Annotated in this window: 23 protein-coding genes and 1 pseudogene; 19 read left to right on the forward strand and 5 right to left on the reverse strand. The window is 71.2% G+C overall.

Annotated features, from left to right (window positions below):
- Nucleotides 1–174 precede the first annotated feature (174 nt).
- The 8 genes from J2S42_RS25375 to galK all read left to right on the forward strand — a co-directional run bounded on the left by J2S42_RS25375 (nucleotide 175) and on the right by galK (nucleotide 8,701).
- The gene (locus J2S42_RS25375; protein WP_307242950.1) at nucleotides 175–792 is read left to right on the forward strand and encodes a 50S ribosomal protein L25/general stress protein Ctc; all 618 of its coding nucleotides are present in this window, start codon (nucleotides 175–177) and stop codon (nucleotides 790–792) included.
- 83 nt (nucleotides 793–875) lie between these two features.
- Nucleotides 876–1,478 (forward strand): aminoacyl-tRNA hydrolase, encoded by a 603-nt coding sequence (gene pth, locus J2S42_RS25380; protein WP_370879249.1) that lies wholly within the window; start codon nucleotides 876–878, stop codon nucleotides 1,476–1,478.
- Between the two features lie 315 nt (nucleotides 1,479–1,793).
- Nucleotides 1,794–3,320: a sugar transferase gene (locus J2S42_RS25385; protein WP_370879431.1), complete on the forward strand. Its 1,527-nt coding sequence runs from the start codon at nucleotides 1,794–1,796 to the stop codon at nucleotides 3,318–3,320.
- Between the two features lie 41 nt (nucleotides 3,321–3,361).
- Complete coding sequence (locus J2S42_RS25390; protein WP_307242953.1) at nucleotides 3,362–4,195, forward strand: 3'(2'),5'-bisphosphate nucleotidase CysQ; 834 nt, start codon at nucleotides 3,362–3,364, stop codon at nucleotides 4,193–4,195.
- A 38-nt stretch (nucleotides 4,196–4,233) separates the two neighbouring features.
- Nucleotides 4,234–5,142 carry a sulfate adenylyltransferase subunit CysD gene (gene cysD, locus J2S42_RS25395; RefSeq protein ID WP_307242954.1) on the forward strand — a complete coding sequence of 303 codons (909 nt, stop codon included), beginning with the start codon at nucleotides 4,234–4,236 and terminating at the stop codon, nucleotides 5,140–5,142.
- A gap of 3 nt (nucleotides 5,143–5,145) precedes the next feature.
- A complete protein-coding gene (cysN, locus tag J2S42_RS25400) occupies nucleotides 5,146–6,438 on the forward strand; it encodes a sulfate adenylyltransferase subunit CysN (protein WP_307242956.1) in 1,293 nt (430 codons plus the stop codon).
- Nucleotides 6,439–6,572: 134 nt separating this feature from the next.
- Complete coding sequence (gene galE, locus J2S42_RS25405) at nucleotides 6,573–7,550, forward strand: UDP-glucose 4-epimerase GalE (protein ID WP_307242958.1); 978 nt, start codon at nucleotides 6,573–6,575, stop codon at nucleotides 7,548–7,550.
- Nucleotides 7,547–8,701 carry a galactokinase gene (gene galK, locus J2S42_RS25410; RefSeq protein ID WP_307242960.1) on the forward strand — a complete coding sequence of 385 codons (1,155 nt, stop codon included), beginning with the start codon at nucleotides 7,547–7,549 and terminating at the stop codon, nucleotides 8,699–8,701. The genes galE and galK overlap by 4 nt, the downstream gene beginning before the upstream one ends.
- 74 nt (nucleotides 8,702–8,775) lie before the next feature.
- On the opposite strand, the gene J2S42_RS25415 is transcribed toward galK, so the two are convergent.
- Together J2S42_RS25415 and J2S42_RS25420 are read right to left on the reverse strand one after the other, a co-directional pair.
- Nucleotides 8,776–10,038 carry a WD40/YVTN/BNR-like repeat-containing protein gene (locus J2S42_RS25415; protein WP_307242962.1) on the reverse strand — a complete coding sequence of 421 codons (1,263 nt, stop codon included), beginning with the start codon at nucleotides 10,036–10,038 and terminating at the stop codon, nucleotides 8,776–8,778.
- A complete protein-coding gene (locus J2S42_RS25420; RefSeq protein WP_307242963.1) occupies nucleotides 10,028–10,666 on the reverse strand; it encodes an RNA polymerase sigma factor in 639 nt (212 codons plus the stop codon). Before J2S42_RS25420 ends, J2S42_RS25415 begins: the two co-directional genes overlap by 11 nt.
- Before the next feature lie 117 nt (nucleotides 10,667–10,783).
- On the opposite strand from J2S42_RS25420, the gene trpS reads away from it, so the two are divergent.
- Genes trpS through J2S42_RS25440 form a run of 4 tightly spaced genes read left to right on the forward strand, consistent with a single transcriptional unit; the run spans nucleotide 10,784 to nucleotide 13,673 of the window.
- Nucleotides 10,784–11,800, forward strand: a complete 1,017-nt coding sequence (gene trpS, locus J2S42_RS25425) for a tryptophan--tRNA ligase (protein WP_307242964.1) — start codon at nucleotides 10,784–10,786, stop codon at nucleotides 11,798–11,800.
- The gene (locus J2S42_RS25430; RefSeq protein WP_307242966.1) at nucleotides 11,801–12,325 is read left to right on the forward strand and encodes a 2'-5' RNA ligase family protein; all 525 of its coding nucleotides are present in this window, start codon (nucleotides 11,801–11,803) and stop codon (nucleotides 12,323–12,325) included.
- A complete protein-coding gene (locus J2S42_RS25435; RefSeq protein ID WP_307242968.1) occupies nucleotides 12,325–13,233 on the forward strand; it encodes a YihY/virulence factor BrkB family protein in 909 nt (302 codons plus the stop codon). Before J2S42_RS25430 ends, J2S42_RS25435 begins: the two co-directional genes overlap by 1 nt.
- An 8-nt stretch (nucleotides 13,234–13,241) precedes the next feature.
- On the forward strand, nucleotides 13,242–13,673 hold the full coding sequence (locus J2S42_RS25440) for a hypothetical protein (protein WP_307242970.1): 432 nt from the start codon (nucleotides 13,242–13,244) through the stop codon (nucleotides 13,671–13,673).
- Between the two features lie 5 nt (nucleotides 13,674–13,678).
- On the opposite strand, the gene J2S42_RS25445 is transcribed toward J2S42_RS25440, so the two are convergent.
- A complete protein-coding gene (locus J2S42_RS25445) occupies nucleotides 13,679–14,734 on the reverse strand; it encodes a LacI family DNA-binding transcriptional regulator (protein WP_307242972.1) in 1,056 nt (351 codons plus the stop codon).
- A 178-nt stretch (nucleotides 14,735–14,912) separates the two neighbouring features.
- On the opposite strand from J2S42_RS25445, the pseudogene J2S42_RS25450 reads away from it, so the two are divergent.
- A pseudogene (locus J2S42_RS25450) lies at nucleotides 14,913–16,283 on the forward strand (LVIVD repeat-containing protein); the annotation flags it as partial.
- 480 nt (nucleotides 16,284–16,763) lie between these two features.
- Here the strand turns inward: J2S42_RS25450 and J2S42_RS25455 are convergent.
- Nucleotides 16,764–17,030, reverse strand: coding sequence for a CBU_0592 family membrane protein (locus tag J2S42_RS25455; protein WP_307242974.1), 267 nt, complete (start codon nucleotides 17,028–17,030; stop codon nucleotides 16,764–16,766).
- Between the two features lie 22 nt (nucleotides 17,031–17,052).
- The gene (locus tag J2S42_RS25460; RefSeq protein WP_307242976.1) at nucleotides 17,053–17,751 is read right to left on the reverse strand and encodes a DUF305 domain-containing protein; all 699 of its coding nucleotides are present in this window, start codon (nucleotides 17,749–17,751) and stop codon (nucleotides 17,053–17,055) included.
- A 435-nt stretch (nucleotides 17,752–18,186) separates the two neighbouring features.
- On the opposite strand from J2S42_RS25460, the gene J2S42_RS25465 reads away from it, so the two are divergent.
- The 6 genes from J2S42_RS25465 (at nucleotide 18,187) to J2S42_RS25490 (ending at nucleotide 25,492) form a co-directional block, all read left to right on the forward strand.
- On the forward strand, nucleotides 18,187–19,251 hold the full coding sequence (locus J2S42_RS25465) for a BMP family lipoprotein (protein ID WP_307249018.1): 1,065 nt from the start codon (nucleotides 18,187–18,189) through the stop codon (nucleotides 19,249–19,251).
- Between the two features lie 231 nt (nucleotides 19,252–19,482).
- Nucleotides 19,483–20,937, forward strand: a complete 1,455-nt coding sequence (locus J2S42_RS25470; protein WP_307249020.1) for an ABC transporter ATP-binding protein — start codon at nucleotides 19,483–19,485, stop codon at nucleotides 20,935–20,937.
- Nucleotides 20,934–22,148: an ABC transporter permease gene (locus J2S42_RS25475; RefSeq protein WP_307242977.1), complete on the forward strand. Its 1,215-nt coding sequence runs from the start codon at nucleotides 20,934–20,936 to the stop codon at nucleotides 22,146–22,148. The genes J2S42_RS25470 and J2S42_RS25475 overlap by 4 nt, the downstream gene beginning before the upstream one ends.
- A 2-nt stretch (nucleotides 22,149–22,150) precedes the next feature.
- On the forward strand, nucleotides 22,151–23,413 hold the full coding sequence (locus tag J2S42_RS25480) for an ABC transporter permease (RefSeq protein ID WP_307242979.1): 1,263 nt from the start codon (nucleotides 22,151–22,153) through the stop codon (nucleotides 23,411–23,413).
- Between the two features lie 73 nt (nucleotides 23,414–23,486).
- Nucleotides 23,487–24,188 carry a cytidine deaminase gene (locus J2S42_RS25485; RefSeq protein ID WP_307249022.1) on the forward strand — a complete coding sequence of 234 codons (702 nt, stop codon included), beginning with the start codon at nucleotides 23,487–23,489 and terminating at the stop codon, nucleotides 24,186–24,188.
- On the forward strand, nucleotides 24,185–25,492 hold the full coding sequence (locus J2S42_RS25490) for a thymidine phosphorylase (RefSeq protein ID WP_307242981.1): 1,308 nt from the start codon (nucleotides 24,185–24,187) through the stop codon (nucleotides 25,490–25,492). The genes J2S42_RS25485 and J2S42_RS25490 overlap by 4 nt, the downstream gene beginning before the upstream one ends.
- The last annotated feature ends 45 nt before the right edge of the window (nucleotides 25,493–25,537 follow it).

Genomic DNA, 25,537 nt, shown 5'->3' on the forward strand with positions numbered 1-25,537 from the left:
CTGACGAAGCACTGGCCGCATGGAGGCATCGTGATCGACGCGGTGTTCTGGGCCCTTTCGGAGCCCCGGGCCCGTGCCCAGCGCGCCTCTCGCCCGGCACCGCAGCCACTTCATCCGGTCATGATCGGGTGAGCATCGCACACGAGCCCGACGAAAGCATCAGGAGTTACTTCCGTGTCCGAGGTAAAGATCAGCGCCGAGCTTCGCACCGAGTTCGGCAAGGGCGGCGCCCGCCGTACCCGCCGCGCCGGCAAGGTCCCCGCCGTGCTGTACGGGCACGGCGAGAAGCCGCAGCACATCGCGCTCCCCGCCCGTGAGTTCGCCGCTGCCATCCGGCACGGTGGCGCCAACCAGGTCTTCGCGATCGACATCGCCGGTGGCAGCCCGATCCTGGCGCTGGCCAAGGCGATCCAGCGCGACCCGATCAAGGACTCGTTCGACCACATCGACCTGCTCATCGTGAAGCGCGGCGAGAAGGTCACCGTCGACATCCCGGTCACGCTGACCGGTGAGGCCGCGAAGAACACGCTGATCGTGCACGAGAGCGACACGCTCTCCGTCTCCGCCGAGGCGCTGCACCTGCCGGAGTCGCTGGAGGTCTCGATCGACGGCCTCGAGGCCGGCTCGCAGATCACCGCCGGCGACATCCCGCTGCCGAAGGGCACCGAGCTGGTCGCGGACCCGGCGCAGGTCATCGCGCTGATCTCGGCCGCGCCGACCGCCGCCGACCTGGAGGGCGACTCCGCCGAGGCCGGGGCTGCGGCCGAGCCGGCCGAGGCCGCCGCCGAGTAAGACCCTTCGCTTTCGTCGCGAGCCATGTGAGGCGCCCGCTCCCGTGTTCCGCGGGGGCGGGCGCTTCCGCCTGAGAGGGAGTCATGACGGACCAGATCGCCATCGACGACGCCCCGTGGCTGATCGTGGGCCTCGGCAACCCCGGCAAGGAGTACGCGGGTAACCGGCACAACGTCGGTTTCATGGTCGCCGAGCTGCTGGCGAAGCGGGTGGGCGGCACGTTCGGCCGCCACCGGCGCGCGGTGGCGGACGTGGCCGAGGGGCGCCTGGGCATCGGCGGCCCGCGGCTGGTGCTGGCGAAGCCGCTGACCTACATGAACCTCTCCGGCGGGCCGACGGCCGTGCTGGCGCAGTTCTACAAGATTCCGGTCGAGCACGTGATCGCGGTGCACGACGAGCTGGACATCCCGTTCGGCGAGTTGAAGGCGAAGCGCGGCGGCGGCGAGGGCGGCCACAACGGGCTGCGCTCGATCTCGAAGTCGCTGGCCACCAAGGAATACGCGCGGGTGCGGTTCGGCGTGGGCCGCCCGCCCGGCCGGCAGGACCCGGCCGACTACGTGCTCTCCGACTTCGCCGGCGCGGAGCGCAAGGAGCTGGAGTTCCTGATCGACCGCGCGGCCGACTTCACCGAGATGATCGTGGAGAAGGGCCTGGAGCCCGCGCAGAACTACTACCACGGTCGCTAACTCAGCGTTTTGTCCGGTTTTATCCCCCGTAAGTAGCCGTGACGCCGCCGGGTGATCAGGAGTTGGTCACCTGGGCGGGCCGGTAGCGCCGGCCCGTCATGCAGGCTGCGGGGGTGAGGCACGGTGGAGCAGGGGCGGGTGCGCGACGCGGACGCCACCTGGCCGGTGCTCTACCGGGTGACCCCGGACGGCATTTTGGTCGAGGAGGTCCATCCCCCGGACGTCCCGGCCCCGGTGCCGGCCGCGCCGCCCCGGCAGCCCGCGAGACCTCAACTGGACTGGCCGGACTGGGACGACCCGGCCGCGACCGTGTCGATGGAGCGGATCCAGGCCGAGTTCGACCGCACGGTAGCGCCGGTCAGCCCGGTCTCCGACGCGCCGCAGGCGGTGCCGGAACGACCGCGGCGGCCGCTGCGGCGCACGCCCGGCCGGCACGCGGCCGTGTCCCGGCGGTACGGCTGGGAGGGCCGCTACGTACGGCGGCTGCTCGGCGCGGACCTGATCGTCGGCGTGCTGGCCGGCGCGCTCGCGTTCGGGCTGCGCTTCGGCCAGGTGGTCACCGCCCGCAACTGGGTCTACGCGCTGCTCTCCGTGCTGCTGCCGGTCGCGCTGATCGCGGTGCTGGCGCTCGGCCGCTGCTACGAGCGCCGCTTCCTCTACGTCGGCATCGACGAATATCAGCGGGTGATCCGGGCCGGGCTCGGGCTGACCGCCGCGGCCGCGATCGTCTCGTACGCGCTGGAACTGCCGCTGGCCCGCTCGTACGTGCTGATGGCGCTGCCGGTCGCCACCGCGGCCACCGTCTCGGTCCGCTTCCTGCTGCGCAAACGCCTGCACACGGCGCGCACCCGCGGGCAGTGCCTGCGCCGGGTGATCCTGGTCGGCCACGAGCTCGCCGTCATTCACATGAGCCGTCAGCTGCGGCGCGAGCGCTACCACGGGTACGAGGTGGTCGGCGCGTGCTTGCCGCCGCGGCACGACGGCGCGGTCGGGCTGCCGGTCTACGGCACGTTCGACGACGTGGCAGAGGCGGTGGACGCCGCGTCCGCGGACACCGTGATCGTGCTCAGCTGCCCGGAGCTGGACGGGCAGGCGCTGCGCCGGCTGGCCTGGCGGCTGGAGCGCAACGAGGCCGACCTGATCGTGGCCAGCGCGCTGATCGACGTGGCCGGCTCGCGGACCACGGTCCGGCCGGTGGACGGCCTGCCGATGCTGCACGTGGACCACCCGCGGCTGGACGGTGCGACCCGGGTGGTGAAGGAGATCGTCGACCGGGCCGGTGCGGCCGTGCTGCTGCTGCTGAGCGCGCCGCTGCTGCTGGCGCTGGCCGCCGCGGTACGCCTCGGTTCGCCCGGGCCGGTACTCTTCCGGCAGGTCCGGGTGGGACGGGACGGGCGCGAGTTCGTCATGTACAAGTTCCGCAGCATGTACCCGGACGCGGAGGCTCGGCTCGCCGAGCTGCGCCACCTCAACGAGCACGACGGCGTGCTCTTCAAGATCCGTGACGATCCCCGGGTCACGCCGGCCGGCCGCTGGCTGCGCCGGCTCTCCCTGGACGAGCTCCCGCAGCTGCTGAACGTGCTGCGCGGGGAGATGTCGCTGGTGGGACCACGGCCGCCGTTGCCGGCCGAGGTCGCCGCGTACCCGGACGACGCCCGCCGCCGGCTGGTGGTCAAGCCGGGGATGACCGGACTGTGGCAGGTATCCGGCCGCTCGGACCTCACCTGGGACGAGGCCGTGCGACTGGACCTGAGTTACGTGGAGAATTGGTCACTGTCGCTGGATCTGACGATCCTGCTGCGTACGGTGGCCGTGGTGGCCCGCTCCTCCGGCGCCTACTGAACGGCGCCCGCGAGGGGCATCGAGGCGATGGGACTGAGGGCATGGGTGAGAGTCAGGGCGGCGAGAGCCCGCCGGTCATCGACGGTGCGTTCGCCCGGTGGCTGGCCGGCCGCGCCGGTCAGCTGCTGATGGAGGTGCGAGCCGAGGTCGGCCACGACGACCCGGCCGCGCTGAAGGCGGCCGGGGACAAACGTGCCCACGACTTCCTGATGTCGGAGCTGGCCCGGCACCGGCCGGCCGACGCGGTGCTCTCCGAGGAGCAGCAGGACGCGCGCGGTGTGCTGGCCGGCGAGGGCACGCGGCTGGACGCGAAGCGGGTGTGGATCATCGACCCGCTGGACGGCACGCGTGAGTTCTCCGAGGAGGGGCGCGCGGACTGGGCCGTGCACGTGGCGCTCTGGGGCGCGGGCTGCGCGCATCCGAACCGGCTGGCCGCGGGCGCGGTGGCGCTGCCGGCCCAGCACCGGGTGATCGCCACGGATCACCCGCCGGCGTACCCGCCGATGCCGGTCGCGTCCGCCACCGGCGGGAAGCTGCGGCTGGCCGCGAGCCGGTCCCGGCCACCGGCGTTCCTCAGCGGGCTGGCCGAGGAGATCGGCGCGGAGCTGGTCCCGATGGGGTCGGCCGGCGCGAAGATCGCGGCGGTGATCAGCGGCGAGGTGGACGCGTACGTGCACGCGGGCGGCCAGTACGAGTGGGACTCGGCCGCGCCGGTGGCTGTGGCCACGGCCACGGGGCTGCACGCTAGCCGGGTCGATGGTTCTGCGCTGGAATATAACGGCGCGAATCCCCGCCTTCCCGATCTGGTCGTCTGCCGCAAGGATCTCGCTCCTCGGTTGCTCTCTGCACTCCGCGGGCATCTCCAGGTACCGTGATGGAAGCTTCAGCACTTGACCAACCGGAAAGGTCGGGAATGACTCAGCCGACGTACCGGGTGTCGCATCTCGACGCCCTCGAAGCGGAGAGCATCTTCGTGATGCGCGAGGTGGTCGCCGAGTTCGAGCGCCCGGCGCTGCTCTTCTCCGGGGGCAAGGACTCGATCGTGATGCTGCGCCTCGCGGAGAAGGCGTTCGCGCCCGCGCGCATCCCGTTCCCGGTGATGCACGTGGACACCGGCCACAACTTCCCCGAGGTGCTCCAGTACCGGGACCGCCGCGTCGCGCAGCTCGGGCTGAACCTGGTGGTCGCGTCCGTGCCCGAGGCGATCGAGTCCGGCACGGTCCGCGAGCCGGCCGACGGCACCCGCAACCGGATCCAGACGCCGGTGCTGCTGGCCGCGCAGGAGAAGTACCGGTTCGACGCGCTGTTCGGCGGCGCCCGGCGGGACGAGGAGAAGGCGCGGGCCAAGGAGCGGGTCTTCTCGTTCCGCGACGACTTCGGCCAGTGGGACCCGAAGAACCAGCGCCCCGAGCTGTGGTCGCTCTACAACGGCCGGCACCAGCCCGGCGAGTCGATCCGGGTGTTCCCGCTGTCCAACTGGACCGAGCTGGACATCTGGCGGTACATCGAGCGCGAGCGGATCGAGCTGCCGTCCATCTACTACGCGCACGACCGCGACGTGGTGGTCCGGGACGGCATGCTCTACGCGGTCAACGAGTACCTGAAGGCCCGGGACGGCGAGGAGATCGTCACCAAGCGGGTGCGGTACCGGACCGTCGGCGACGCGTCGCTGACCGCGGCCGTGGAGTCGGACGCGGACACGGTGCAGAAGGTGATCGCCGAGGTGGCGGCCACCCGGCTGACCGAGCGCGGTGCGACCCGTGGCGACGACCGGGTGAGCGAGGCGTCGATGGAAGACCGCAAGCGGGAAGGCTACTTCTAGACCATGACTGCACCTGCTCCGGTGGCGGACGACTCCCGCACCGTGGATCTGTTGCGCTTCGCCACCGCCGGTTCGGTGGACGACGGCAAGTCCACGCTGATCGGCCGGCTGCTCTACGACACCAAGTCGCTCTTCACCGACCAGCTGGAGGCCGTCGAGGCGGTCTCCGCGGCGCGCGGCGACGAGTACACCAACCTGGCGCTGCTCACCGACGGCCTGCGGGCCGAGCGGGAGCAGGGCATCACGATCGACGTCGCGTACCGCTACTTCTCCACGCCGCGTCGCAAGTTCATCATCGCGGACACGCCGGGGCACATCCAGTACACCCGGAACATGGTGACGGGCGCGTCCACGGCGGACCTGGCGCTGATCCTGGTGGACGCGCGCAAGGGCCTGGTCGAGCAGTCCCGGCGGCACGCGTTCCTCTGCTCGCTGCTGCGCGTGCCGCACCTGGTGCTGTGCGTGAACAAGATGGACCTGGTCGACTGGGACCAGCAGGTCTACGAGCGGATCGCGGACGAGTTCACCTCGTTCGCGGCGAAGCTGGACGCGCCGGATCTCTCGGTCATCCCGATCTCCGCGCTGCACGGCGACAACATCGTCACGCGGTCCGAGAAGACGCCGTGGTACGACGGGCCGTCGCTGCTGCACCACCTGGAGCGGGTGCACATCGCGTCCGACCGCAACCTGGTCGACGTGCGCTTCCCGGTGCAGTACGTGATCCGCCCGCAGTCCACCACGGTCACCGACTACCGCGGCTACGCCGGTCAGGTCGCGTCCGGCGTGCTCAAGCCGGGCGACGACGTGATGGTGCTGCCGTCCGGCATGACGTCGAAGATCGCCTCGATCGACACCGCGGACGGGCCGGTCGCGCAGGCGTTCCCGCCGATGTCGGTGACGGTGCGGCTGGAGGACGAGATCGACATCTCGCGCGGCGACATGATCTGCCGGCCGCACAACCGGCCGAGCCCGGCCCAGGACATCGAGGCCATGATCTGCTGGATGGACGAGACGCGTCCGCTGACCGTGGGCGGGAAGTACGCGATCAAGCACACCACCCGGACCGCGCGGGCCGTGGTGCGCGGGCTGCAATACCAGATCGACGTGAACACGCTGCACCGCAACGAGGGCGCGACCGAGCTGAGGCTGAACGAGATCGGCCGGGTCCGGCTGCGCACCACGGTGCCGCTGCTCGCGGACGAGTACCGCCGCAACCGCACCACCGGTGGTTTCATCCTGATCGACGAGACCACGAACCGTACGGTCGGCGCCGGCATCATCCGCGAGGCGAGCTGACCTCAGGACGGCGAAGGGGCTGCCCGGATCGGGTGGCCCCTTTCTCGTACCGTCCGATGTTTGAATGTGTTGACTCTTGAGCGATTCTGGTGGAACTATGATCGGTGCATACACCGACTTAGGAGGCCACGGACGTGAAATTGCTCGTCACCGGCGGTGCCGGATACATCGGCAGTGTGGTCAGCCGGCTGCTGCTGGACGCCGGGCACGAGGTGACCGTCCTCGACAGCCTGATCACCGGGCACGCGGAGTCGGTCGCGCCGGACGCGACGTTCGTCGAGGCCGACATCAAGGACGCGGCCACCGTGCTCACGCCCGGCGCCGGGTTCGACGGTGTGCTGCACTTCGCCGGGCTGATCGCGGCCGGTGAGTCGATGACCAAGCCGGAGCTGTACTGGCAGCAGAACGTGGTGCACTCGCTCGCCCTGCTGGACGCGGTCCGTGCGGCCGGTGTGCCCCGGTTCGTGTTCTCCTCGACCGCGGCCTGCTACGGCAACCCGACCGAGATCCCGATCACGGAGACCGCGGTGACGCTGCCGACCAGCACGTACGGTGCGACCAAGCTGGCGTTCGACATGGCGCTGACCTCGGAGGCGTTCGCGCACCAGCTCGGCGTCACGTCGCTGCGCTACTTCAACGTGGCCGGCGCCTACATCCGCGAGGACCGGGCGATCGGCGAGCGGCACGACCCGGAGACGCACCTGATCCCGATCGCGCTGCAGGTCGCGGCCGGCAAGCGGGACAAGCTGACGCTGTTCGGCGACGACTACCCGACGCCGGACGGCACCTGCGTGCGTGACTACATCCACGTCGAGGACCTGGCCCGCGCGCACCTGCTGGCGCTGGAGACGTCGACGCCGGGCGAGCACCGGTTCTACAACCTCGGCAACGGCCAGGGCTTCTCCAACCGTGAGGTGGCGGAGGCGGTCCGCGAGGTCACCGGCGCCGAACTGCCGGTCGAGGTCGCGCCGCGCCGCGACGGCGACCCGGCGATCCTGGTCGCGTCGTCCGCGAAGGCGCGCGCCGAGCTGGGGTGGGTCCCGGCCAAGCCGACGCTGCAGGCGATGATCGGTGACGCTTGGACCTTCTACCGGGAGCACGTGGCCGCATGAGTGAGCTTGCGAACGAATCATCGGCTCAGCGCTTCGAGTCGGTTTTCTCCGGTACGGCCGAGGGGACCTGGGTCGCGCCGGGCCGGGTGAACCTGATCGGTGAGCACACCGACTACAACGACGGCTTCGTGCTGCCGTTCGCGATCCCGCAGCGGACCGAGGTGGCCGCCGCCCGCCTCCCGGAACATTCGTGGGAGGCGTGGTCCGCGCTCAACGGCGAGACCGTCCGGTTCACCGAGGACGATCTCACGCCCGGCGGTGTCCCCGGCTGGGGCGCCTACGTGGCCTCGGTGGTCTGGGCGCTGCGCGAGCGCGGTTACGACGCGCCCGGTGCCCGCCTGGCGATCACCTCGGACGTGCCGCTCGGCGCCGGTCTGTCGTCCTCGGCGTCGCTGGAGTCCGCGGTGCTGGGCGCGCTGGTCGACCTGGGCCGCCTGGACGTGCCGGTCGAGGAGCGCCCCGCGATCGCGCAGCTGGGCGAGAACAAGTACGTCGGCATGCCCAGCGGCATCCTGGACCAGTCCGCGTCGATCCGCTGCCGCGAGGGCCACGCGCTGTTCCTGGACTGCCGGTCGCTGGCGGTCGAGCACATCCCGTTCGATCTGGCCTCGGCCGGCCTGGCCATCTTGGTGATCAACAGCAACGCGCCGCACCAGCTGGTCGACGGGGAGTACGCGGCACGCCGGGCCAGCTGCGAGGCGGCCGCGGCCGCGCTCGGCGTGCCCGCGCTGCGCGACGTCTCCCTGGACGGGCTGGACGACGCGCTGGCCCGGCTGGACGACGACGTGCTGCGCCGCCGGACCCGGCACATCGTCACGGAGAACGACCGGGTGCTGCGCACGGTCGAGCTGCTGCGCGCCGGTGACGTGCGCGGCATCGGCCCGCTGATGACCGCGTCGCACGCGTCCATGCGCGACGACTTCGAGATCACGGTCGAGCAGGTGGACCTGGCGGTCTCCGCGGCGCTGGAGGCCGGCGCGTTCGGCGCCCGGATGACCGGCGGCGGCTTCGGCGGGTGCGTGCTCGCGCTGGTCGAGACGTCCGCGGCGGACGAGGTCCGGTCCGCGGTGGAGAAGGCCTACGCAGCCCGCGCGTTCACGCCGCCGGCCACGTTCGTCGCCACCGCGGCGCCGGGCGCGCACCGCCTCTGAGTCACGTCACGAACGGCCCCGGGCACGCCCGGGGCCGTTCGCCGTGCCGCGCCCAGAAGGGCGGGCGCGGCGGGTCAGTTGATCCAGAGCTTCTGCCAGGTGAGGCCGTCGGTGGAGAACGCGACGTAGCCGGAGCCGTAGAGGTTCTCCGCGACCCAGCCGGCCGTGGTACGGCGCAGGTCGCCGACGTTCGGCAGCGGGCCGGTCAGCTTCGTGAACGTGGCGCCGTGGTCCGCGCTGACCCACCAGGTGGCACCGCCGCTCGCGACCAGCAGCCGGCCGTCCGGCAGCGGCACCGCCTCGCCGGACACCGAGCCCGGCTTGCCGGTGGACCCGGCCGTGCGGGTGGTGTGGAACGAGTCGCCGCCGTCGGTGGAGTGGTGGATCGCCAGCACCGCGTCGTCCTCACCGGTGACGATCACGTAGACGTGCTCGTTGCGGACCGCGACCGAGATGCCCTCGACGCCGCCGGTGCCGAACGAGTGCAGGTCCCAGCTCTTGCCCGCGTCGTGGGTGACCGCGACCGCGGCCTTGCCGGCCTGGTCGACGCCCGCGACCCACCACGCGCGCGAGGCGGTGGCGGCCGGTGCGACCCAGCGCACGTCCAGCGCGGGCTGTGTGGCCAGCGCGACCGCGCGGCCGCCGGTGGACAGCGCCGCGGTCTTGAACGCGCCGCCCTCGGCCTGACGGCGGCACATCACGTCGCCGTCGGTCAGCGAGTGGGCGGACGAGCCCTCGTTCGGTACCCGGGTCCAGTCCCGGCCGGAGTTGCCGGAGACCAGCGACTCGGTCTTCGAGCCGAGCACCACGGTGCCGCCGGCGAACGCGTTCAGCTCGGTGATGTCCAGGTCGGTGTCGACCGGGCTGGTCTCCCACCGCCGGCCGCCGTCCGTGGTCCGGGCCAGCGTGCGGGTGCAGCGCGGGTCGCCGGTGCAGTCGTTCAGCACGTACCCGGTGGTCTTGTCGACGAACGCGACCTGGCCGATCCGGCCGGGCAGCTCGGTGATCTCGGCGCCGTCCTCCAGCCCGATCAGCGTGATGCCGTCGCTGCTGGTGACGGACGTGTCCGCGGACGCGGACGGGCTGGCGGTGACCGGAACGGCCGCGATCGGCGTGCCCCGGCCGGTGTCGCCGCCGAACTGCGGGCGCAGCGCGACCGCGCCACCGGTCAGGACCGCGAGCGTGGCGACCGCGGCGGCGGCGGCACGCCGGCGACGGGTGCGGTGGGCGTGCGCGCGGGCCCGCAGCGCGCCGAGCGGTGGCTGCGAGATGCGGCCGAGCACGTCGTTGCGGGCGGCGTCGAGGCGCTCGTCCAGCGACGGGTCCTCAGCGGGCACGGACCACCTCCACCCCCGCGGCCGCGACCCCGGGCAGCGGGACGGCCGTGCGTCGTACCGGTGCTGGCTTTGGCATCGTCTCGGTTTTCTCCGGTACCGGTTCTGGTGCATGCCCGGGGTAGTCCGCGAGCAGCTCGGACATCGCGGCCCGGCCCCGGTAGAGCCGGGACTTGACCGTTCCGGTGGGCAGGTCGAGCAGCGCGGCGATCTCCTCGACCGGCAGGTCGGCGAAGTAGTGCAACGTGATCACCTGGCGGTAGCCGGCCGGGATCCGGGCCAGCGCCGCGTGCACGTCCGGTCGCTCCGGGCCGGGTGGCGGCGCGACCGCCTCGACCAGCGGGCGGTCCCGGAGCAGGATCGTGTCCAGCAGCTTCCGCCGCCGCCACCGCCGCCGGACCACGTTGATCGCGACGGTACGCAGCCAGGCCTCCGGGTTGTCCAGCGAGGTGAGCGTGCCCGGCCTGGCCAGGGCGCGGGCGAACGCCTCCTGCACCACGTCCTGCGCCTCGGTCAGGTCCGTGGTGAACGCGTAGACCTGCGTCACCAGCCGCCGGTAGCAGGCGTGGTAGATCTCCGTGAGGGCGCGCTCGTCGTCGTCGCCGACTTCCTCGTCGCGTTGTGCCAGCAACCGTGGCCTCCCGGCGTCGTCCGTCAGGTTAGTTGAACCTTCAACCTACTCTCCCCACGCAGGGTACGACCCATACCTGTGTGACAAGGTTCCCGAGGCGCTGACAGAATGGTGTCCATGTCTGAAACGCCGCGTCCCCGGGTGCTCTCCGGCATTCAGCCGACCGCCGACTCGTTCCACCTCGGCAACTACCTGGGTGCGTTGCGTAACTGGGTGCCGCTGCAGGACACGCACGACGCGTTCTACTGCGTGGTCGACCTGCACGCGATCACCGTCCCGCAGGACCCGGCCGTGCTGCGTCAGCGCACCCGCGTCTCGGCCGCGCAGCTGCTCGCGATCGGGCTGGACCCGGAGCGCTGCACACTCTTCGTGCAGTCCCACGTACCCGAGCACGCGCAGCTGGCCTGGGTGATGAACTGCCTGACCGGGTTCGGCGAGGCCGGCCGGATGACGCAGTTCAAGGACAAGTCGGGCAAGCAGGGGGCGGACAGCACCTCCGTCGGACTGTTCACCTACCCGATCCTGCAGGCCGCGGACATCCTGCTCTACCAGGCGGACGCGGTGCCGGTCGGCGAGGACCAGCGGCAGCACCTGGAGCTGACCCGCGACCTGGCGCAGCGCTTCAACCACCGGTACGGCAAGACGTTCACGGTGCCGGCGCCGCACATCATCAAGGACACCGCGAAGATCACTGATCTCCAGGACCCGACCGCGAAGATGTCGAAGTCGGCCTCGTCGCCGAACGGCATCATCGAGCTGCTGGAGACGCCGTCCCGGTCCGGCAAGAAGATCAAGTCGGCGGTCACCGACACCGGCCGCGAGATCATCTTCGACCCGGAGAACAAGCCGGGCATCGCGAACCTGCTGACCATCTACTCCGCGCTCACCGGCCGGACGATCGAGGACCTGACCGGCGCGTACGACGGGAAGGGCTACGGCGACCTGAAGAAGGACCTGGCCGCCGTGGTGGTCGACTTCGTCACGCCGATCCAGGAGCGCACCAAGGCCTACCTCGACGACCCCGCCCAGCTGGACAAGGTGCTGGCCGCGGGCGCGGAGAAGGCGCGCGAGGTCGCGTCCGCCACGCTGGCGGCCACGTACGAGCGCATCGGCTTCCTCGCGGGGAAGGCGTAGGTGCCGCCGCGCACCACGAAGGTCGGCGTCGCGGTCGACATCCCGGAACCGTGGGGCAGCGTGCTCACCGCGCGCCGCGCCGAGGCCGGTGACCCGCAGGCCGCGTTCGTGCCCGCGCACGTCACGCTGCTCGGCCCGACCGAGGTCGACGCGGACGCGCTGCCCGCCATCGAGAAGCACCTGGCGGCGGTCGCGTCCGCGCACCCGTCGTTCGAGCTGCACCTGCGCGGCACCGGCACGTTCCGGCCGCTGACCCAGGTGGTGTTCGTCGCGGTCGCCACCGGCATCGGCGAGTGCGAGCGGCTGGCCTCGGCGATCGCGGCGGCCGAGGAGATCGACCGGCAGCTCAAGTTCCCGTACCACCCGCACGTCACGATCGCCCAGGACGTGACGCCGGAGGCGCTGGACGCGGCGTACGAGGACCTGGCGGACTTCGAGGCGCGCTTCGAGGTCGACGCGTTCACGCTGTTCCTGCACGGTGGCGAAGGCGCCTGGCAGCCCCGACGCGACTTCCCGCTGCGCTAGTGCTGGGCCGGGTGCTCGGCCGGGCGCTGGCGGCCGTCGACGACGCCGTCGTGCGGGTCCGCCGCCGGCACCGCGTCTTCGACCACTTCTGGCTGGCCCAGGAACGGTACGGCGAGGTGCTGGCCGGCCGGTGCGCGGCCGCGATCGCGTACTACTCGTTCTTCGCGCTGTTCGCGATCGGCCTGCTGGCGTACTCCGTCTTCGGCTTCCTGCTCAGCTTCAACCTCGACCTGTTCGACGCGGTCCGGCACTACCTGTCGCAGAACATGCAGATCATCGACCCGAACGCGATCCTGGACAGCCGCGGCCGGGTCGGCCTGATCGGCCTGGTCGGGCTGCTCTTCTCCGGCATCGGCTGGGTCGAGGCGATCCGTTCCTCGCAGCGGCTGATCTGGCGGCTCGACCAGCAGCCGGGCAACCTGATCATCCGGCGGCTGGTGGACCTGGGCGTGCTGCTCGGAATTCTGATCATGCTGGCCGCGTCGATCGCGGCGGTGGACGCGCTGGAGGGCCTGATCGGCTGGCTGGCCGGCGGGCTCAGCTTCCTCACCTCCGCGTACGCCTGGCTGATGCAGTTGATGCTGAACATGCTGCTCGGCGCCGCGCTGCTGGTGGCCGTGCCCCGGCTGCGGATGACGCTGCGCCGGGTGGCGCCGCCGGTGCTGCAGGTCGGCATCGGCGTGACGCTGCTCAACACGGCCGGCCGTTACGTGATCGGGCTCGCCCAGCACAACCCGGCGTACACCGTGGTCACCGGCGCAGTCGGCCTGCTGGTCTACCTCTATCTGCTCAATCAGATGCTGCTGTTCGCCGCGGCCTGGGCGGCGACCAGCCCGCACGGCAAGGTCTGGGACTACTCCGGCGGCCCGGTCGAGAATCATGACGGCGACCGGCTCCACTTGGCATGATGAGGCCCATGGGGGCTTTGGTGACGCTTGACCTGCCGGACGATTCGCCGACGCTGGACCTGCCGTGGATCATCACGATCGGGCCGCTGTCCGATGACGACGAGTGGGAGCCGGTGGTGTGCGGGCCGTACGAGCGGCAGCACGCACTGTCGCTGGCCGAGTCAGTGGTGGCGGACGAGCAGCTGATGGCCGTGGTGGAGCCGCTGCTGCCGGCCACGGCCGCGGCCGAGATCCGGGACGAGATCGAGAAGGCGCGGCGGCTGGCCGAGGAGGAGCCGCCGCAGCTCGGGGACGAGAGCTTCGGCGACGCGGGCCTGTCCGGCCTGCTCGACGAGAACGGCCAGGACCACGACCACGATCACCTGGAGGCGGCCGAGCCGCCCACGACCGCGGAGATCAAGGCGGGCATGCGGCGGATCGCGGCGAAGCTCTCCGCGTAGATGTCTCAGGCCGGCACGGCGAGTGTGGTGCGGGCCGCGGCGGTGGAGCCACGGACGACCAGCTCGGGGCGGAACACGTACTCCGAGCGCGGCGCCGCATGGCCGTTGATCTCGTCGACCAGCGCGCGCACCGCGGCCACCGCCATCGGGTGCACGGGCTGGCGCAGCGTGGTCAGCGGCGGGTCGGTGAACGCGGTCAGCGGCGAGTCGTCGAAACCCACCACGGACAGATCACCGGGTACGGACAGCCCGCGCCGCCGGCCCGCCCGCACCGCGCCCAGCGCCATCAGGTCGGAGCCGGAGATGATCGCGGTGACGCCCGCGTCCAGCAGCCGGGTGGTGGCCGCGTCGCCGCCCTCCACGCCGAACAGCAGGGACAGCGAGATCAGCGGGTCCAGCTCCGGGCCGGGCGTGCCGGTCAGCCGGGTCATGGCCGCGCGGAAGCCCTCGATCTTGCGGCGCACCGGCGTGAACCGGTCCGGGCCGGAGATGAAGCCGATCCGCCGGTGGCCGAGCGCGACCAGGTGCGAGACGGCCAGCTCGGCGGCGTCCCGGTCGTCGCAGGAGATGAACGGCGCGTCCACGTCCGGCGTGTAGCCGTTGATCAGCACGATGGGCAGCGGGCGGGTGGTGAGCCGCCGGTACCGCTCCAGGTCGGCCGTGGTGTCCGCGTGCAGGCCGGAGACGAAGACGATGCCGGAGACCTGGCGGTCCAGCAGCATCTCCACGTACTCGTCCTCGGTGACGCCGCCGGGTGTCTGGGTGCACAGCACCGGCGTGTAGCCGGTCTGCGACAGGCTCGACTCGATCTCCTGCGCGAACGCGGGGAAGATCGGGTTGTTCAGCTCCGGCACGATCAGGCCGACCAGGCCGGCGCTGCGCTTGCGCAGGCGGGCCGGCCGCTCGTAACCCAGCACGTCGAGCGCGGTGAGCACGGCCTGGCGCGTGTCGCCGGCGACGCCCGGGCGATCGTTCAGGACGCGGGACACCGTCGCCTCGCTGACCTGCGCCTGCTGTGCGATGTCCGACAGACGTGCGCGCATTCGAGAACAGTAACTCATCGGCAGGTCGCCACGGGGTCCTGCGCGCCGTGGTTGACCGGCCGCTCAGTTATGACGGTCCTGTTGCGTAACGAACGCAGAGTGGCGGGAAGTTCACAACGGGCTGGTATTTGTGGAGTGCAAATGCTTCGATGTCCAGGTACGGCAGCCGCGCCGTCCTGATCGAAGGGCAGTGTGTATGACCAGCCACACCCCACGAGGGTTACGCAGGCTCAGTCTCGCCGGGTTCGCCGCGACCGCCGCCACGCTCGTGGCCGTGGCCTCGGCACCCACTCCCGCCCTCGCGGCGGAGATACCCGGCGTCGATGAGATCGTCCACAGTGACAACCTCACCCAGCTGGCGAACGTGCCGAAGTCGGCCGCGTTCAGCCAGCTGAACTCCGACCTGGCGTTCCAGGGGAAGTACGCGTTCTCCGGCAACTACAACGGTTTCGTCGTCTACGACATCAGCGTGCCGACGGCGCCCGCGGTGGTCAGCGAGGTGCTCTGCGTGGGTGCGCAGAACGACATCTCGGTCCTCGGCAACCTGCTCTTCCTCTCCACCGACTCGTCCCGCAGCGACGACTCGTGCAACAGCACGGCACTCCCGGCGTCGGACAAGAACGCGTGGGAGGGCATCAAGATCTTCGACATCACGGACAAGGCCGCGCCGAAGTACATCAAGTCGGTCGAGACCAACTGTGGTTCGCACACGCACACGCTGGTGCCGTCCAAGAAGGACGTCTACGTGTACGTGTCGTCGTACTCGCCGTCCTCGACGTACCCGGACTGCCTGCCGCCGCACGACGCCGTCTCGATCATCAAGGTGCCGCTCAGCAAGCCGACGGACGCCGCGGTGATCGCCGCGCCGAACCTGTTCCCGGACGGCGGTAACCCGGGCGGCAACGGCAGCTCCTCGACGACCGGCTGCCACGACATCACGGCGTACCCGGCGAAGAAGATCGCGGCGGGCGCCTGCATGGGCGACGGCATCCTGCTGGACATCTCCAACCCGGAGGCGCCGGTGGTCACCGAGCGCGTCCGGGACCTGACGAACTTCGCGTTCTGGCACTCCGCGTCGTTCAACAACGCCGGCACCAAGGTGGTCTTCACCGACGAGCTGGGCGGCGGCGGCCTCGCCACCTGCAACCCGGAGATCGGGCCGAACCGGGGCGCGGACGCGGTCTACGACCTGGCCGGCGGGAAGCTCGAGTTCAAGAGCTACTTCAAGATCCCGCGAGAGAACGCGTTCAACGAGAACTGCGTGGCGCACAACGGATCGATCATCCCCGCGTTCGGCCGGGACATCCTGGTCCAGGCCTGGTACCAGGGCGGCGTCTCGGTCTGGGACTTCACCGACTCGGCGAACCCGGTGGAGCTCGGCTACTGGGAGCGCGGTCCGCTCAGCGCGACCGGCACGGCCACCGGCGGATCGTGGTCGGCGTACTACTACAACGGCCTGATCTACTCGAACGACATCGCGAAGGGCTTCGACGTGCTGAAGCTCGACGACCCGCGGACGAACAGCGCCGCGGCCGTCCGGTTCAGCGAGCTGAACGTGCAGACGCAGCCGCAGTACCCGGCCTGTGACACGGTGCTGCGCGACGCGTCCCGCGGCATCTCCGCCAAGCGCGGCGTCACCTGCGTCGACGGCGGCACCATCCGCGGCAAGGTGGAGGTGTCCCGCGGCGCGACGCTGCTGGCCTACGGTGCGACCGTGGCCGGCGACGTCCGGGTCACCGGCGGCGGCACGTTCTCGCTGCTGGACAGCAGCATCGCGGGCGACGTCTGGGCGGACGAGCTGGCCCAGGTGTACGTGGCGGGCAACCGCATCACCGGTGACCTGGACGTGCACGACACCGCGGGCGCGGTCGTCATCTCCGGCAACACGATCGGCGGCAGCCTGGAGTGTGAGTACAACAAGGTGGCCCCGGTCAACGACGGTGTGCGGAACACCGTGGACCACCGCGAGCCCGGCGCCTGCGCCGAGCTGTAACCCGGTCCCGCGTCGCGGGCCCGCTCCCATCCGGGGGCGGGCCCGTGCCGTCTCTCAGGCGGTCGGCGCGGTCCGCTTCCGGGCGGCGGCGATGCGGGCGATGGCGACCGTGCCGATCGCGACCCAGACGACGTTCAGCGCGGCGGACGGCCAGGCGCCGAACCAGGCCGAGTTGACGGCGAGCGCGAGGCCACCGGCCAGGTTCAGCACCTGGAACCGCCAGCCGTCGCCGGTCAGACGTTTCGTGGAGACCAGCGCGTAGGCCAGCAGCAGCACGCCGGCACCGGCCCAGCCCAGGATCGCGATCAGCGAGATGTCCATGCCGTCGATCCTGGCGGATGACTCAGCCGATGACGATGGCGCTCATCCGGTCGATCTCGACGCCCTGCTCGTGGGCGACGGAGGTGGCGGTCTGCAGGATCCAGGTGTTGGTGCCGGCGCGGAGGGCCTCGTTGGCCATCGCGATCGCGCCGGCGTGGTGGTCGGTCATCATCTCCACGAAGCGGCGGTCGAACTCGTCGCCCTTCAGCGCGGCCAGCTCGGCCATCCGCTCCGCGCTCTGCATGCCGGGCATCGTGCTGTGGTCGTGGCCGGGCAGGTCCTCGCCGAGGTTGTGCTGGCGCAGCCAGCCGCGGAACGAGCCGATCTCCAGTGTCTGGGTGTCCGAGATGCGCTCGGCCAGCGCGACCAGCTGCGGGTTGGCGGCCCGGCCGGGGGCCAGCGCGGAGATCTCCAGGGCCTGCTGGTGGTGCGGGATCATCTTGCGCAGGAAGTCGGCGTCGGCCTGGTTCCACGGGTCGGTGGCGCCGGGTGCCTCGGAGCCGGGCGGCGGCGGGGTGGGCAGGACGACCCGCGCGGACTCACCGGGACGGCCGGGCAGGAGCGCCGAGCGCTGCGGCGCGGGTGCGGCGGCGCTGGCCGCGGGTGCGGCGCCGGGGCCGTCACCGTCCGGCGTGGACGCGAGCGCGATGCCGGTGGCGGCGACCGCCAGCACCACGAACGCTCCGGCACCGATGAGGACCCGCCGGTCCGTCAGTCGCATGAGGACTCCCCGGGGATGGTCGTTGCATCCACCCGATCCTATCCGTCGCCACGCCCTGACCGATAGTGATCGATCTTGAGTCAAAGAAAGATCGAGACGGCGCGGGGCGCGGGATCGCGCGGGCCCGGGGTGGGGTGGCGCACGTACCGCCGAAGGGTCGTGAATTTGATTTTGAGTTACCGGTTCGTAAAACTTTTTCACGGTGGGTGATCGGTGGATCCGTGCGACATGTGGCGAATTCACCCACGAAGCCCCTGATCGGCGGTGCAATGTTGATCAGGAGAGTTACGTGCGGGTAACGGTGCTCCAACAGGTAGCGCACGGTTGGCCAACCCGTGACCTGGGGCAGCGTACGCTCTCCGTCTCGTGGGATTCACCGCCCGTCGTGCGGTGTGCAGTGATTGGAAGGAGACCCTCTTGCGCGCTGCGCGTGGGATTCAGATTCTTGCGGTGCTGGCGGCCTCCGGGCTCGCCCTCTCCGCGTGTGGCGAGGCTCCGGAGGAGAACGCCGCCGGCGGCGGCGACGCCCCCGCCTACAGCACCTGCATGGTCACCGACACCGGTGGCATCGACGACAAGTCGTTCAACGCGTCCGCCTGGGCCGGCCTGGAGGCCGCCAAGGCCGAGGCCAGCAACATCAGCACGAAGTTCACCGCGTCCAACGCGATCGCGGACTACGAGCCGAACCTGACCGACTTCGCGGCGCAGAAGTGCAACCTGATCCTCGCGGTCGGCGGTCTGATGACCGACGCCACGAAGAAGATCGCGGCGGCGAACCCGGGCTCGCAGTTCGCGATCGTCGACGCGGCGATCCCGGACCAGACGAACGTCTACCCGCTGCAGTTCGACACCGCGCAGGCGTCGTACCTGGCCGGTTACCTGGCCGCGGGCTACTCGAAGTCCGGCACGGTGGCCACCTACGGCGGCATGAACATCCCGCCGGTGACCATCTTCATGGACGGCTTCGTCGACGGCGTCGCGAAGTACAACGAGGTCAAGGGCAAGTCCGTCAAGGTGCTCGGCTGGGACAAGGCCACCCAGAAGGGCACGTTCGCGGAGGACTTCACCAGCCAGGCCAAGGGCAAGGCGATCTCCGACACGTTCGTCGGCCAGGGCGCGGACGTGATCCTGCCGGTCGCCGGCGGCACCGGCCTGGGTACCGCGGCCGCGGCCGCGGAGTCCGGCGGCAAGTACAGCGTGATCTGGGTCGACTCGGACGGCTGCGAGGTCGCGGCGCAGTACTGCTCCGCGTTCCTGAGCACGGTCGTGAAGAGCGTCTCCGGCGGCGTCAAGGACGCGGCGCTGAAGGGCTCGAAGGGCGAGAAGCTGGACGCGGCCGTCGGCTACAAGGGCACGCTGGAGAACGGCGGCGTCGCGCTCGGTGCCTACCACGAGTTCGACAGCAAGGTCCCGGCCGAGCTGAAGACCGAGATCGAGCAGCTCAAGGCGGACATCATCGCCGGCACGATCAAGGTTGAGTCGGCCGCCGCGCCGAAGTGATGATCTGATAGCCGTAACACCCGGCCGCCGCGCGGATCTCCGCGCGGCGGCCGGACCGGATGTGCTGCCGGGCACCCGCGCGCCGGGTGTCCCGCAGCATCGCCGGCCCGAACACCGCCTCGCCCCCAAGCGGCCACCAGCCGCCGAGGCACCGGACTCAGGAGGTCCGCCCTGAAGCTTGAACTGCGTGGCATCACCAAGCGGTTCGGTGACCTGGTCGCCAACGACCACATCGACCTGACGGTGGAGCCGGGAGAGATCCACGCCCTGCTGGGCGAGAACGGCGCGGGCAAGTCGACGCTGATGAACGTGCTCTACGGGCTGCTGCAGCCGGACGAGGGCGAGATCGTGGTCGACGGCGAACCCGTGCAGATCAAGGGTCCGCGGGACGCGATCGCGGCCGGCATCGGCATGGTGCACCAGCACTTCATGCTGGTCCCGGTCTTCGACGTGGCGGAGAACGTGATGCTCGGCGCCGAGCACGTCAAGGGCGGCACGTTGGGCTGGCTGGACCGACGCCGGGCGCGCAAGGAGATCAGCGAGGTCTCCGAGCGGTACGGCCTGCGCGTCGACCCGGACGCGCTGGTCGAGGACCTGCCGGTCGGCGTGCAGCAGCGCGTCGAGATCATCAAGGCGCTCACCCGCAACGTCGACCTGCTGATCCTGGACGAGCCGACCGCCGTGCTCACGCCGCAGGAGACCGAGGAGCTCCTGGCGGTGATGCGCACGCTCAAGGCGTCCGGCAAGTCGATCGTCTTCATCACCCACAAGCTCCAGGAGGTGAAGGCGATCGCGGACCGGATCACCGTGATCCGGCGCGGCAGGACCGTCGGCACCGCGTCCCCGTCCGCGAGCAAGGACGAGCTGGCCGCGCTCATGGTCGGCCGCGACGTGGTGCTGGAGGTGCAGAAGGCACCGGCCACGCCGGGCGAGCCGGTGCTGGAGGTCGCCGGGCTGACGGTCCGCGACGACCGCGGCACCGTGCAGGTGGCGGGCGTGGACCTGACCGTGCGCGCCGGTGAGGTGCTGGGCATCGCGGGCGTGCAGGGCAACGGCCAGACCGAGCTGATCGAGGCGCTGATGGGCCTGCGCGAGATCGAGGCCGGCACGGTCACGCTGGCGGGTGCGCCGATGACCGGCCGCTCCACCCGGCAGGTGCTGCGGGCCGGCGTCGGCTACGTGCCCGAGGACCGCAGCGTGGACGGCGTGGTCAAGGAGTTCTCCGTCGCCGAGAACCTGGTGCTGGACGTCTACGACCAGGCGCCGTACGCGCGCGGCATGGTGCTGAACCCGGAGCGGATCGCGGCGAACGCGGCCGAGCGGATCGAGAAGTTCGACGTGCGCACGCCGTCCGCGGACGCACCGGTCGGCACGCTCTCCGGCGGTAACCAGCAGAAGGTGATCGTGGCGCGGGAGATGTCCCGGCCGCTGAAGCTGTTCATCGCCTGCCAGCCCACCCGCGGCGTGGACGTCGGCTCGATCGAGTTCATCCACGCCCAGATCGTCCACGAGCGGGACATCGGCACCGGCGTGCTGCTGGTCTCCAGCGAGCTGGACGAGGTGATCGGGCTCGCGGACCGGATCGCGGTCATGTACCGGGGCCGGATCCTCGCGATCGTCGGCCCGGACACCCCGGTGGAGAAGATCGGCCTGCTGATGGCCGGCGTTACAGAGGACGCGGCATGAAGGTGGAAGAGTCCCGGCGTGAGCTCACCGCCGGGCGGATCGTGACGGCCATCTGGTCGGCGAACACGGTCACCGTGACGGTGCTGGCGATCATCGCGGCGCTGCTGATCGGCGCCGTGCTGATCATCCTGTCCGACCCGGACGTGCTGGCCACCTACGGCTACTTCACGGCCCGGCCGTCGGACGCGCTGACCGCGAGCTGGGAGCTGGTCAGCGAGGCGTACGCGAACCTCTTCAAGGGTGCGATCTTCGACCCGGACGCGACCTCGGCCACCACCGCGCTGCGGCCGATCTCGGAGACCCTGACCTACGCCGCCCCGATCGTGTTCACCGGCCTCGCGGTCACGCTCGCGTTCCGCGGCGGCCTGTTCAACATCGGCGCCCAGGGCCAGGCGGTCATGGGCTGCATCGTGGCCGCGCTGGCCGGCTTCCTGATCCCGCTGCCGGTCGGTGTGCACCTGGTGGTGGCGCTGGTGGCGGGCGCGGCCGGCGGCGCGTTCTGGGGCTTCCTGCCCGGCATCCTGAAGGCCCGGTTCGGCGCGCACGAGGTGATCACCTCGATCATGCTGAACTACATCGCCGGCCTGTTCCTGGGCTGGATCATCATGCAGCCCGGCGTGCACGACCCGGACCGGACGGACGCGATCAGCCGGCCGGTCGACTCCTCCGCGCATCTGCCCGGCCTGCTCGGCGGCGACCAGCGGGTGCACCTCGGCATCGTGCTGGCCGCGCTCGCCACCTGGGGCGTGTCCTGGCTGCTCAACCGCTCCACGTTCGGCTTCGAGCTGCGCGCGGTCGGTGCGAACCCGGACGCGGCGAAGACCGCCGGGATCAGCGTCACCGCGACGTACACGATGCTGATGGTGGTCTCGGGCGGTCTGGCCGGCCTCGGCGGCGCCACCCAGGTGCTCGGCACCGGGTACGCGCTGAACCCGCTGGTCGCCGGCAACATCGGCTTCGACGGCCTGCTGGTCGCGCTGCTCGGCCGCGGCAAGCCGTGGGGCGTGCTGTGGGCCGCGATCCTGTTCGGCGCGCTGCGCGCGGGCGGCAACCGCATGCAGTCGTACGCCAGCGTCTCGCTCGAGCTGGTCACCGTGCTGCAGGCGCTCATCGTCATCTTCATCGCGGCGCCCGCCCTGGTGAAGGCCATCTTCCGGCTCCGGGCCGCGCGTGCGGCCCGGCTGTCCGCCAGCATCGCGAAGGGTTGGTGACCATGTCCACGACCCTTCTCACGGTGGACGACCTGGCACCCGCTAAGTTCTGGACGCGGGAGCGGAAGAGCGGGGCCGTGCTGGTCTTCCTCGGCCTGCTCGCCGCGGTCGGGTTCGCGCTGCTGGCCGAGTCCGCACCGGCCCGGTTCACGCTCGGTGAGGACGCCACCGGCGCCGCGCTCAGCATCAACGGCAAGGTCGGTGCGGCCGTGTTCGGCGCGCTCACCGTGGCCGCGGGCGCGGGCCTGCTGGCCGGCGTGGCCCGCCGCTGGTTCAACGTGCTGCTGGTCGCCGGCGTGCTCGGCTTCGTGCTGTCGTTCCTCTGCTGGCAGGTGGCCGGCAACTTCCTGCCGCTGGTCGGCACCGCGAGCAGCTCGCTCGGCCTGGCCGTGCCGCTGATCCTGGGCGCGCTCTGCGGCGTGCTCTGCGAGCGCACCGGCGTGGTCAACATCGGCATCGAGGGCCAGCTGTTGATGGGTGCGTTCGGCGCGGCGCTGATCGGCACGATGACCGCGAGCGTCTGGCTCGGCGTGCTCGGCGCGATCACCGGCGGCGTGCTGATCGCGGCGCTGCTGGCCGTGCTGGCGATCCGCTTCCTGGTCGACCAGGTGGTCATCGGCACGGTGCTGAACCTGCTGGCGCTCGGCGTCACCGGGTTCCTCTACGAGCGGCTGATGCAGACCGACGCGGCCGCGTTCAACACGCCACCGCGCATGCAGAACCTGCGGATCCCCGTACTGGCCGACATCCCGGTGATCGGGCCGGTGCTGTTCGACACCAGCCCGCTGGTCTACATCGCGCTCATCCTGGTCGCGGTGATCCACTTCGGGCTGGCCCGGACCCGGTGGGGCCTGCGCACCCGCGCGGTCGGCGAGCACCCGACCGCGGCCGACACGGTGGGCATCCGGGTGCGCGGCACGCGGTACCTGAACGTGCTGCTCGGCGGCGTGGTGGCGGGTCTCGGCGGCGCGTTCTTCACGCTCGTCTCGACCGGTGCGTTCGGCAAGAACATGACCGCGGGGGCCGGCTTCATCGCGCTCGCCGCGCTGATCTTCGGCGGGTTCCGGCCGGTGGGCGCGCTGCTCGCGGCGCTGTTCTTCGGCTTCGCGAACACGCTGGCGATCTACCTGAGCGCGATCGGCAGCCCGGTGCCGAGCCAGTTCCTGAACATGCTGCCGTACATCGCGACGATCGTGGCGGTGGCCGGCCTGGTCGGCCGGGTGCGCGCGCCCGCCGCGGACGGCAAGCCCTACGTCAAGAGCTAGCGTTACGGGATCCGGGCGTCCACTCGTTGGGCGCCCGGATCCGTGCGCATACGTCAGGATTGAGGGCGTGACTATGGAGATCGACTGGGCCGAGCTGCGCGCCGCCGCCGTCGAGGTGATGCAGCGGGCGTACGCGCCCTACTCACGCTTCCCGGTCGGCGCGGCCGCGCTGGTCGACGACGGCCGGGTGATCGTCGGCTGCAACGTGGAGAACGCCGGGTACGGCGTGGCGCTCTGCGCCGAGTGCGGCGTGGTGTCCCAGCTGCACGCGAGCGGCGGCGGCCGGATCGTGGCGCTCTCCTGCGTGGACGCGACCGGTCAGCCGATCATGCCGTGCGGCCGGTGCCGTCAGCTGCTGTGGGAGAACGGCGGGCCGAACTGCCTGGTCGAGGCGTACCCGAGCCCGCTGACCATGGACGAGCTGATGCCGCACGGCTTCGGCCCGGCGGACCTGGCCGTGGTGACCAGCTCGCCGGCACCGAGCGTGCCGGTGCGGCTGTCCACCTGGATCGGCCAGGGCACCGTCTTCATCCATCCGGAGCTGGACGGTGGCAAGCAGGTGTGGACCGGGTACTGGGACCGCTCCAGCGGCGCTGAGGAGTCCGAGCGCGCCGGGATCCTGGAGGAGGGCCCGATCTGGCCGGACACCGAGGACGGTGTGCGGTGGGGCCGGGCGCGGACGCCGCGGGTGATCGTGGTGGACGCGGAGGGCGCGATGTCGTGGGCGGGCGAGGGTGACCCGCCGGCGGCGTTCAACGAGGGGATTCCGGCATGACTTTCGCCGCGGTTGACGTGATCCGGGCCAAGCGCGACGGTGGCGTGCTCAGCGATGCCCAGATCGACTGGGTGATCGACGCGTACACCCGGGGTGCGGTCGCGGACGAGCAGATGTCCGCGCTGGCCATGGCGATCCTGCTGCGCGGCATGACCGGGCCGGAGATCGCCCGCTGGACCGCCGCGATGATCGCCAGCGGCGAGCGGCTGGACCTGAGCACGGCCGGCCGGCCCACCGCGGACAAGCACTCCACCGGCGGCGTCGGCGACAAGATCACGCTCCCGCTCACTCCGCTGGTGGCCGCGTGCGGCGTCGCGGTGCCGCAGCTGTCCGGCCGCGGCCTCGGCCACACCGGCGGCACGCTGGACAAGCTGGAGTCGATCCCCGGCTGGCGGGCCCGGCTGAGCAACGAGGAGTTCCGCACCCAGCTGCGCGACGTCGGCGCGGTGATCTGTGCGGCCGGTGACGGGCTGGCCCCGGCCGACCGCAAGCTCTACGCGCTGCGCGACGTGACCGGTACGGTCGAGGCGATCCCACTGATCGCGAGTTCCATCATGAGCAAGAAGATCGCCGAGGGCACCGGCGCGCTGGTGCTGGACGTGAAGGTCGGCTCCGGCGCGTTCATGAAGAACCTGGACGACGCGCGCGAGCTGGCCCGCACCATGGTCGAGCTGGGCGGCGCGCACGGCGTGAACACGGTCGCGGTGCTCACCGACATGTCCACGCCGCTCGGCCTCGCGATCGGCAACGCGGTCGAGGTCGCGGAGTCGGTCGAGGTGCTGGCCGGCGGCGGCCCGGCGGACGTGGTCGAGCTGACGCTGAGCCTGGCCCGGGAGATGCTGGCCGCGGCCGGCCGGACCGACGTGGACCCGGCGGACGTGCTGGCCGGGGGCGGTGCGATGGACCGCTGGCGGGAGATGATCCGTGCGCAGGGCGGCGATCCGGACGCGCCGCTGCCGGTCGCGCCGGAGATCGAGACGCTGTACGCGGCGGCGGACGGCTACGTCACCGCGATGGACGCGTACGACATCGGGGTGGCCGCGTGGCGGCTCGGCGCCGGCCGGGCGCGCAAGGAGGACGCGGTCAGCGCGGGCGCCGGCATCCTGCTGAAGGTCAAGCCGGGCGACCCGGTGCGGCGCGGTCAGCCGCTGCTGGAGCTGCGCGCGGACGACCCGTCGCGGATCGAGGTGGCCCGCGAACTCGCGCGGGATGCGATTGTCATCGCGGACCAACCGGCCGCGCGGACGCCGCTCATCATTGAGCGGATCGCACTGCCCATGGTGCGGACGTCGCTGACCAGCTAAGGTTTCCGGCCGAGAGCATTGGGGTGCTGTGTCGACAGTCCCGGC

Source organism: Catenuloplanes indicus, from assembly GCF_030813715.1.
Taxonomy (GTDB): Bacteria; Actinomycetota; Actinomycetes; order Mycobacteriales; family Micromonosporaceae; genus Catenuloplanes; species Catenuloplanes indicus.

Bases quoted from the DNA above. Each gene is read 5' to 3' on its own strand.
- pth (WP_370879249.1), top strand. From the start codon at position 876: ATGACGGACCAGATCGCCATCGACGACGCCCCGTGGCTGATCGTGGGC.
- J2S42_RS25385 (WP_370879431.1), top strand. From the start codon at position 1,794: ATGGAGCGGATCCAGGCCGAGTTCGACCGCACGGTAGCGCCGGTCAGC.
- J2S42_RS25390 (WP_307242953.1), top strand. From the start codon at position 3,362: ATGGGTGAGAGTCAGGGCGGCGAGAGCCCGCCGGTCATCGACGGTGCG.
- cysD (WP_307242954.1), top strand. From the start codon at position 4,234: ATGACTCAGCCGACGTACCGGGTGTCGCATCTCGACGCCCTCGAAGCG.
- cysN (WP_307242956.1), top strand. From the start codon at position 5,146: ATGACTGCACCTGCTCCGGTGGCGGACGACTCCCGCACCGTGGATCTG.
- galK (WP_307242960.1), top strand. From the start codon at position 7,547: ATGAGTGAGCTTGCGAACGAATCATCGGCTCAGCGCTTCGAGTCGGTT.
- trpS (WP_307242964.1), top strand. From the start codon at position 10,784: ATGTCTGAAACGCCGCGTCCCCGGGTGCTCTCCGGCATTCAGCCGACC.
- J2S42_RS25440 (WP_307242970.1), top strand. From the start codon at position 13,242: ATGGGGGCTTTGGTGACGCTTGACCTGCCGGACGATTCGCCGACGCTG.
- J2S42_RS25445 (WP_307242972.1), bottom strand. From the start codon at position 14,734: ATGAGTTACTGTTCTCGAATGCGCGCACGTCTGTCGGACATCGCACAG.
- J2S42_RS25455 (WP_307242974.1), bottom strand. From the start codon at position 17,030: ATGGACATCTCGCTGATCGCGATCCTGGGCTGGGCCGGTGCCGGCGTG.
- J2S42_RS25460 (WP_307242976.1), bottom strand. From the start codon at position 17,751: ATGCGACTGACGGACCGGCGGGTCCTCATCGGTGCCGGAGCGTTCGTG.
- J2S42_RS25475 (WP_307242977.1), top strand. From the start codon at position 20,934: ATGAAGGTGGAAGAGTCCCGGCGTGAGCTCACCGCCGGGCGGATCGTG.
- J2S42_RS25480 (WP_307242979.1), top strand. From the start codon at position 22,151: ATGTCCACGACCCTTCTCACGGTGGACGACCTGGCACCCGCTAAGTTC.
- J2S42_RS25485 (WP_307249022.1), top strand. From the start codon at position 23,487: ATGGAGATCGACTGGGCCGAGCTGCGCGCCGCCGCCGTCGAGGTGATG.
- J2S42_RS25490 (WP_307242981.1), top strand. From the start codon at position 24,185: ATGACTTTCGCCGCGGTTGACGTGATCCGGGCCAAGCGCGACGGTGGC.